This window comes from Rhizobium nepotum 39/7 (genome assembly GCF_000949865.1).
GTDB classification, from domain to species: domain Bacteria; phylum Pseudomonadota; class Alphaproteobacteria; order Rhizobiales; family Rhizobiaceae; genus Agrobacterium; species Agrobacterium nepotum.
Genome location: NZ_JWJH01000026.1, coordinates 33002 through 41500 on the forward strand (window position 1 = coordinate 33002; position 8499 = coordinate 41500).

The following is an 8499-nucleotide window of genomic DNA, read 5'->3' on the forward strand; positions in this document are numbered from 1 at the left end:
GGCAGATGGAATAGGAGACGATTTATATGACAGAAGTGCCTAAACCGATCGTATCCGTTATTATGGGCAGCCGCTCAGATTGGCCCACAATGAAACATGCTACGGACGTGCTTGACAGTTTCAGCATTCCCTATGAGACAAGAATTGTATCTGCCCATCGCACACCGCAGCGGCTGTTTTCATTTGCCGCTGATGCACAAGAACGAGGGATAAAAGTCATCATCGCGGGCACAGCCTATGCAGCGCATTTGCCCGGAATGACAGCTTCCCTAACCGATCTTCCTGTAATTGGGGTACCGATAGAATCCCGATCGCTGAAAGGGTTGGACTCATTGCTATCCATTGTTCAGATGCCCAAGGGAATACCGGTCGGGACTTGCGCTATTGGTGAAGCAGGAGCGACGAATGCCGGAATTTTCGCGGCCAAAATCTTGGCATTGGCGGATGTCGATCTGGCCCAGCGATTAAATTTGGCGCGTCTTGCTTTGGCAGAAGCTGTACCCGAGGCGGTCGAAGATGAGACAACCTAAAACATGCCAGATTGGAAGGCGTTGCTTATAGGGGAAAAGGCCGCCGAACCTTGATGCGCGCCCGCATTTACGTCTGATCGGCAAGAGGGTGGACGACGCGATGATGGAACATACCTCACCGGTCGAATGCAGAGCTAACCGTTGGTCAGCGGGAAATCAACGCGATGTCCTCTTTTATGCCAGTCACTCACGCATCGTTGCAAATCAGGACTTTTCTGAATAACCCGCGATTGGCTGGGTGCGTTCTGGACCCGTGTTATCGCCGCCGCAGGCCCCATTCCCGCTCAAACGCGTCGCTGAACTCCTCCTCGCCTTGAGGCGGTGTGACGGGTGCGTGATGCACCGCCTTTTCAACCGGCGCAGGGCGCACGTCTTTCGCCGTGACCTTGCCGCCCCTGTGCTCGACACCGTAGTGAAGCCGCAGACCGGGTTGAAGCGTGGGGCACGCCGGATCCACTATGTTACTCAGATGCAGGAAGACGTCCGGGCCTCCATCATCCGGCGCAATGAAGCCAAACCGTTTGGTGGCATTGAACCACTTGACCTTGCCTGTCGGCATACATTTCTCCGCTGCTAGTTGGGCTTTATCTGCGATTGTTTCGCGGCCCACATTTCATAATCGCGGAGCAGGTCTTCGGCGATCCACCATTGCGGATATTCACGCCGCAGGAATTCGTTCTGCCGCTCCACGTCCGGCGATTGTCGAATGGCGCTTTGCCGGAAACGGTCAAGCACACTGTGACGCATCAGGGCAAGGCACTCCGGCGAGGCCAGATCACGTGGCAGGTGTTCGAGCAGGCCGCTGACGATGGCCACCCAGTTGTTGACCACATAAGGCCGGTGAGCCTCTTCGACCTTGCCTGTCATGTCCTCCAGCATCGAGAGCAGCGCGACAAACCGGACGGGCCAGGTTTCCGGTAGAAATTCCTGCGCCATCATCTCGACCGTCTCACGAACATCTTGCGGAAGGGCATCGCAGAACACGTGTCTCGAATATTCGATCAACGATTACTCCTTGCCAAGCAGCTTTTCAGCCATATTCAGACGATCCCTGATCTCCTTGCCGGCACGAAAGAACGGCACCCATTTTTCCTCGACGAAAACCGCGTTGCCGTTGAGGGGATTGCGACCTGAGCGCGCCGGACGATGCCGCACGACAAAGGTGCCGAAACCCCGGATCTCAACGCGTTCTCCCCTTTCGAGAGCCCCGGTGATTTCATCGAGGACGGCGTCGACGGCATTCTCCGCATCGCGACGATGGAGGTATGGATTTCTCGCGGCAACAAAATCAACAAGCTCGGATTTAATCATGACACGCTTTTTAACGGAAACACGGCATTTGGGAAGCTTCGACAGCCGCCCCGACGACAAACCTTGTCGAAGTTCGGCTATGTCTCATTGCGGTTTGGCTCCCTGCGGCGGGCCTCCATTTTCTTCACGGAAGAAGGGCCGCTATGCGGCGAGTTCCTCCGCCTCAGTATCATCGCGGGCTGATTTTGCCAGTGCCTCCTCAACCTCTCGCAACGCCCGGCGCTTCTCCGCCAGCTCATCTGCGAATGCAAAGGAGCCGCCTTGCCGTGACTGGTAGGAGGCCAGCCTCCGGCGATACTCTTCCAGCCGCAGGCGGTAGCGCTCCCGCTCCTCTTCAAACCCGACCAGCGCGTGCTCGAGGCGGGATATTGCGCCAAGCGGCGTGACGGTGACCGGCAGTTCGATCTCGTAATCGGCACGGGTGCGCTGAAGCAGGGTCTGGTATCGGTAGTTGTCGCCGCGCCCGAACGACTCACCATCGTAGACGAGATCGAAGCCACCGATGGAAGCGATGTGAGCCTCCCCTTCGTGCCGGAACTGGACAAGGGCGAGGATTTCCTTCATCAGCGCCCTCCCCGCATCCTTGCGCTCCGCGAACGGCTTGCCTGCCACGGTGATGGTAAAGGCATCGCCTGAGGTCGGCACAAGCCGCTCGATATCCACCGCGATCTCGCCAAGGCGCCGTGTGACGGTTTCGATCTCGCGTTCGGCGTCGCGGATCTGCCGGCGCACAGCGAAGAGATCGTCGTCATGGGCGGCACGCAATCGTTCGAGCCGGGCGATGTCGGCCTCAAGCCCGGCTTTCTGCATCAGTCGCTGGTCACCCGAGGCGATTGCCTTTGCCATGGCGAACTGATTGGCCTGACCCTCGTTCAGGTCCTCCAGCCGACGGATCGACGTATCGCCGGAAAGTGCCGCGGCGATAAAGCGGGCCTTGCGTTCGTTCTGCTGCCACATGGTCGCGTCGAGCGACCCTTGCGTGGCATAGGCGTAGATCTCGACTTCTTCATGTTGATTGCCCTGACGGACGATCCGGCCCTCCCGCTGCTCGATCTGCGACGGCAACCACGGCACATCGAGATGATGAAGCGCTTTCAGGCGCGCTTGCGCATTGACGCCGGTGCCCATGGTCTCCGACGATCCGATCAGGAAGAGAACCTTTCCGGCGCGTACATCACCGAACAGCCGCTGCTTGGCCTCGGTTTTTTTGAAGTCCTGCATAAAGGCGATTTCCGAAGCCGGCACGCCCAAGCGGATCAGTTCGTCGCGGATCCATCTGTAGGCGGAGAACCCCCTGCTCTTCTCGACATTGATCGTACCCAGATCGGAGAAGATCATCTGTGCAGCGCCCGGCAGATCATAGGACTTGCCATCCGAACGAATATACTCGTTTTGCGACGTCTCTTGCCAGATCCGGTAGGCGTTGCGTACGAGGAGATTGAGCTTGTTGTCCGGCTCGTCGTCCATTGCCGGCATCACCAGCCGCAGGTCGATCGCTGCGTGACGACCGTCGGTGATGACCGACAGCAGAATATCGTCACCCGGTTCAGGTGGCCGGTCACGCTCCTCTATCGCCTTGATGCGGGTTTCGAGGATCCGCTGGTAGGTCCTGAACGCCGGCGTCGGCGCGGCGGTCACTATCTGCCGCTTGCCCGTGGCGATCTCTGGCACCCTAACGTATTGCCTCAAATCCTCCGGCATCACCACGTCGGCAAAGGCGCGGAACATGGCAATCAGTTCCGGCACGTTGACGAAGGACGAGAAGCGGCTGACCGGCTTGTATTTGCCCGACGGCTGAAGCTCGAGTTCCGTCTTCTCGTCACCGAAGTTCGAGGCCCAGGCATCGAACTCATGCAGCCCGCGCTCGCGCAGGGCCTCATGGCCGAGCAGCCGCTGGATCGAGAACATCTCGCCGAGCGTATTGGTGATCGGCGTGCCGGAGGCCAGAACCAGCGCGCGACCGGGATTCTTCGTCTCGATATAGCGGGACTTCACATAAAGGTCCCAGGCCTTCTGCGAACCGTTTGGATCGATGCCCTTCAAGGTGCTCATGTTGGTGGCGAAGGAGAGCTTGCGAAACTCCTGCGCCTCATCAACAACGATCTGGTCGATGCCGATTTCAGAGATGGTCAGAAGATCGTCCTTGCGCGTGGCAAGCGCCTCCAGCCGCTCCTGCAATCCCTCCTTCAGCCGCTCCAGCCGCTTGCGCGACACCCGGTCATCGCTTTCGATCTTGGTCAGCAGATCCTCATAGAGCTGCAACTCGTCATGGATCATCTGTTGTTCGAAGGCCGCGGGTACGCCGATGAACCTGAACGCCGCATGGGTGATGATGATCGCATCCCAGACCGCCGTCGCTGCTCGGCTGAGGAACCGGGCGCGCTTGTCCTTGGTAAAGTTGGTCTCGTCGGCAACGAGAATGTTGGCGGCAGGATAGAGGGCAAGAAATTCGCGTGCCGCCTGCGCCAGGCAATGGCCGGGAACGACAAGCATCGCCTTGGCGATCAGTCCAAGCCGCTTCTGCTCCATGATGGCCGCCGCCACGGTCATGGTCTTGCCGGCGCCGACCGCATGGGCAAGATAGGTCGAACCTGCCGAGATGATCCGCCAGATGCCGCGCTTCTGGTGGCCATACAAAGAAAAGGCGCCTGAGGCGCCGGGAAGCTGCAGATGGGAGCCGTCGAAGGCTCGTGGCGCGATGTTGTTGAAGCGATCGTTGTAATCACGCGCCAGCCGGTCGGCCCGGTCTGGGTCGGTCCAGACCCACTCCTGGAATGACCGCTTTATCTTCTGCAGTTTGTCGCGGGCAGCTTCGGTGTCAACGACATTCAGCACCCGGCGCTCGCCATCAGCATCCCTGATCGTGTCGAAAATCTGCGGCACGCGGCTGTTCAGGGCGTCGGAGAGCAGTTCGCCGGCATGACGGCGGCTGGTGCCCCATTCGGAAGTTCCCGCGCCGCTGTAGCGGAGTTGCCGTGCCTCGACCGTCCATGAGGCCAGTTCCGGCAGATGATGGATGCGGATCTCAGTTCCCATCATCTCGCGGACAAAGGCGACGACGTCAGAGGACGGGATCCATGGTGCACCAAGGCGTGCGGTGATATCCGAGGGGCGGAGATCGGCAGGCTGCACCTCCTGCAACGCGTGGACATTGCGCTGGAAGGCAGGGTCGAGTTCGGCCGCCGCTTCAGCCACAGCGAGCCTGGTGCGAACCGGGCCAGAGAGATAGGCATCCGATGTCTGCCAGGAGCCATCGGCCGGATCGCGAAAGATGGCATCGCCGAGCTCAGCAGTCACGGCCGCCGGGTCACGATGGAGAAGCTCGGCGATGTGATCGACATCGACGCGACCACGGTCGTTGAGCACGACCGCCAACGCATCCGGCGCACTGGTGATGACAGGTGCGGCTGGCGGCGAGATCACCCGCTCGGAAAAAATCGGACCGGGACGGGCCGTGTCGGTTTCGAGATCGTAGTCCTCGATCGAGGCGACCAGCCAGCAATCGGGGTCGTCCAGAAACGGTGCAAGGTTCGGGCGTCGATGCGTCTCCTTGACTTCACCGGTCTCGGTATCTTCCGAAATCGAAACCGTCGTGTGGTTGATCGGCCCGAAATCGCGCACGAAACTCGACCAGGCGATGCGCAAACGTACTTGGTTGTCGCGCCATGGCCGGTCCTGCTTCTGGGCCTTCAGCACCTCGCGCACCGCATCGCGGACCGGGATCAGTTTTTTGATGATCCGGACATGCTTTTCCGCCACGCCGTCGCCTGATCGCCCTTTTCGCTCGGTGACCGCGACAGGATTGCCGTCGATCATCTGCATCAGGCCGTGTCTGGTGTCGACAAAGAAGCTGCCCTCGCGGACCTTCGAACCTTTCGGGAGCAGATCGATGATCTCGCCGAGTTCGTCTTCCAGATCGATATCGATTGCCGTGGGCTCTCCGTCGTAAAGATCTTCCGGAAGAAGGGCGATGGCAGCGTTCAGCGCGGTTTCGAGATTGACGCCGGGATGCGCGCGGCAGGTATAGGTCTCGCCGAACGGGCCGGATGTAAGGGCATGGGTGCCGAGCACGAAGTCAGGGTGGTGGGCAAACCAGCGATTGACCCGGATCGCACCCTCTTCCTCGGTGGCCGGACGAACCTCATCGACATCGAGCCAGGTCTGGTCACCCTCCGGTTCACCTGCCTTGCGCTTGCGGAAGAACAGGAGATCGACCACGACGTCCGTGCCGGCGTCCCGGCGGAAGCTGCCTTCGGGAAGGCGGATGGCAGCAATGAGGTCGGCCGACTTTGCGATATGTTCGCGCGCCGACGTATCGGTCTTGTCCATCGTGCCGGAACTGGTGACGAAGGCGGCAAGGGCGCCGGGCTTCAGCAGATCGATCGAACGGGCGATAAAATAGTCGTGCAGGCGCAGCCCAAGCGAACGATAGTGCCGGTCCGAGCGCACGGTTCGGTCCGAGAAGGGCGGGTTACCGATGGCCAGATCGTAAATCGGCGGCAGGTCCGTGTGCGCAAAATCACCTGCGATGATCCGGGCCTTGGGCTGTAAGAGCTTGACGATGCGCGCGGTGACTGGATCGACTTCGATACCAGTCACGTATGAGATGTCTCGATACTGTTGCGGCATCAGCGCCGGAAACAGACCCGTACCGATCCCAGGTTCAAGCACACGTCCACCGCGCCAGCCCATGCGCTGCAAGCCCGACCAGATTGCCCGGATGATGAACTCGGGCGTGAAATGTGCATATTGGGTGCAACGCGCCAGCGAGGCATAATCGGCTTCGGATACAGCGCTTTCGAGCGACGAGCCGAGATCGTCCCAGCCCTCGCGATAATCCGCCTCGCCCGGGCGGCGGAACATGCCGTTGGCCAGCTCGGATGCCCCGAACCCGGTAAACCGGATCAGCCGTTGCTGGTGCTCGCGCGTGACGGAGACGTCGTTCCGCTCGATCTCGTTGGCGGTGAGGATGGCTGCGACATTCATCCGCGCGCGCTCTTTCCAGCTGGTGGCAAGGCCACGCTCTTCGCCATCGTCGAGATAGAAGTTCGTGCGGTCGCCCTGTTTGCGCGCAGCCGGCTTTCGGGAAACGGGGAGCGCCGGTGCTGGCGGGGTGGGATCGGGATCATCGTCGTTGGCAGGCTCCGGCGCGAAGCTGCCGAAGGTCGTAACACCGAGACCAAGTCCCGATGACAGCGCGCTGCTGCCGAACATGTCGAGGGTGAAGGGATCGTTGGACATGGATCGTTCTCCTGATAAGAAAGCGAGCGCCGTCGTCCCGCCGGAGAAATCGGCAAGCACGATGGTCGCAACATTGATGGACGTTTGGCCGTGGGGCCGGGGTCAGCGGCGGATCGGCGTGATGGACATGGACGTTTCGTCCATGGTGATCTGCAGATGGGTGCAGTCGGGACTTGCCGCGATGACCTTCACGAGCATGGCGCCCTCGAGAAACTCCACGCCGTCATCGCCCCCGAAATGCCGGCGCTTGTAGTTCCACCAGTCGGGGTTGGTCTTCGGATCGCACTCTTCGGCATAGACGACGCATGGACGCTGTCCCTCGGAAAGTTTTCCGTTGGAAACCAGGTAAACACCCTCGTCGCCAACCAGCCAGACACCCGGCTGTTCATCGTGGCCGGGATCAAGCCCATAGTGGGGATTACGAAAGCCGCCATTGCGGTAGGCGTCGATCCGTCCGCGCATCATGACGATGCGGACGTCCGGCACGGAAAAGGTGAACATCGCCCGCCTCCGTCACGCTGCGATCGTGTCGGGCAGATAGCGCAGATGCACAGGCAGTTTCGCGGAAATCTCGGCATCCGTGAGCTGATCGAGCCGCTTCAGGAACGTGCCTTCCTTGCCGCCATAGAGCAGCACCGTGCGCGTGCCGCGATCAGACAGCGGCCAACGTTCCCCGGCATAACCGCGATAGTCGTCCGCCGTACTGCTCCAGATGTGTTCAAGCCGCTCCTCGCGCGTCATCACTCGAACCGGTCGGGTTTCGCGATCGACGATGGCGTTGCGCATGCGCTCGGGTGATCCTTTGTCGGCCAGGTCGCAATAACCGTGGAAATGGCGGATGCGCCCGTTGATCGACAATGTGAAGAAGATGCTGGTAATCGATCCGGTCAGGAATTCGCGCATGGCGAACATGTCTCGGCGCATCCACAGCGGCGGCAGGATCTCGAACATGTAGTCGTGCTCGCGCTCGCCGAGCTCGAACCATTCGCCATTATAGAGTTTGCTGTCATCGCCCTGCCATCGGTTCGGGCGCTGCGCGTGGCGGTCGAACATACGGAACATCTGCCTGCGATCGGCGATCCCCTGATAAATTTTGCGGATGGGAGAGACGGTCATGATCGGGCTCCTTCAGCCTCGTCCAGGCCGGAGCGCGGCGGATCCTTATGGTCGCCATCTTCTCTTCAGCCCTTCCTGACCCCTCCCGTCAGGCCGCCTCTCCGTCCGGGCGGGTCAAGGGCCGGCACAGCCGGGCGAAGCTTCACCCTTGACGCAACCGGCGGGCATGCGGCAGGCTTCTTTCCCTTTCTTTTCTCTTTCCTTTCCCTGGATGAACCTTCAGGACCATCGTTCCAGTCATAGTTTTCTCCAATGAAAGAACTCAAAGGCAAAAACGCTTGTTCCGCGTGGCTTTTCCCTG

At 60.3% G+C, this 8499-nt stretch carries 7 protein-coding genes; 1 reads left to right on the forward strand and 6 read right to left on the reverse strand.

Annotated elements, in window-relative coordinates; translation table 11 throughout:
- The first annotated feature begins 26 nt into the window (after window positions 1–26).
- Window positions 27–530, forward strand: coding sequence for a 5-(carboxyamino)imidazole ribonucleotide mutase (purE, locus tag RS75_RS21895; RefSeq protein ID WP_084687153.1), 504 nt, complete (start codon window positions 27–29; stop codon window positions 528–530).
- 256 nt (window positions 531–786) lie between these two features.
- Here purE and RS75_RS21900 read toward each other — a convergent pair whose 3' ends face one another.
- From RS75_RS21900 to RS75_RS21925, 6 genes are all read right to left on the reverse strand, one after another.
- Window positions 787–1089 carry a cold-shock protein gene (locus tag RS75_RS21900; protein WP_045024434.1) on the reverse strand — a complete coding sequence of 101 codons (303 nt, stop codon included), beginning with the start codon at window positions 1087–1089 and terminating at the stop codon, window positions 787–789.
- A 14-nt stretch (window positions 1090–1103) separates the two neighbouring features.
- Entirely contained in the window at window positions 1104–1535 is a 432-nt protein-coding gene (locus RS75_RS21905; protein WP_045024436.1) for a hypothetical protein, read from the reverse strand.
- A 3-nt stretch (window positions 1536–1538) separates the two neighbouring features.
- Window positions 1539–1841: an integration host factor subunit beta gene (locus RS75_RS21910; RefSeq protein WP_045024438.1), complete on the reverse strand. Its 303-nt coding sequence runs from the start codon at window positions 1839–1841 to the stop codon at window positions 1539–1541.
- 141 nt (window positions 1842–1982) lie between these two features.
- A complete protein-coding gene (locus tag RS75_RS21915) occupies window positions 1983–7082 on the reverse strand; it encodes a lactate dehydrogenase (protein ID WP_045024440.1) in 5100 nt (1699 codons plus the stop codon).
- A gap of 102 nt (window positions 7083–7184) precedes the next feature.
- The gene (locus RS75_RS21920) at window positions 7185–7583 is read right to left on the reverse strand and encodes a DUF3085 domain-containing protein (RefSeq protein ID WP_045024442.1); all 399 of its coding nucleotides are present in this window, start codon (window positions 7581–7583) and stop codon (window positions 7185–7187) included.
- A 12-nt stretch (window positions 7584–7595) separates the two neighbouring features.
- Entirely contained in the window at window positions 7596–8198 is a 603-nt protein-coding gene (locus RS75_RS21925) for a DUF1419 domain-containing protein (RefSeq protein ID WP_045024444.1), read from the reverse strand.
- Window positions 8199–8499: the final 301 nt, after the last annotated feature.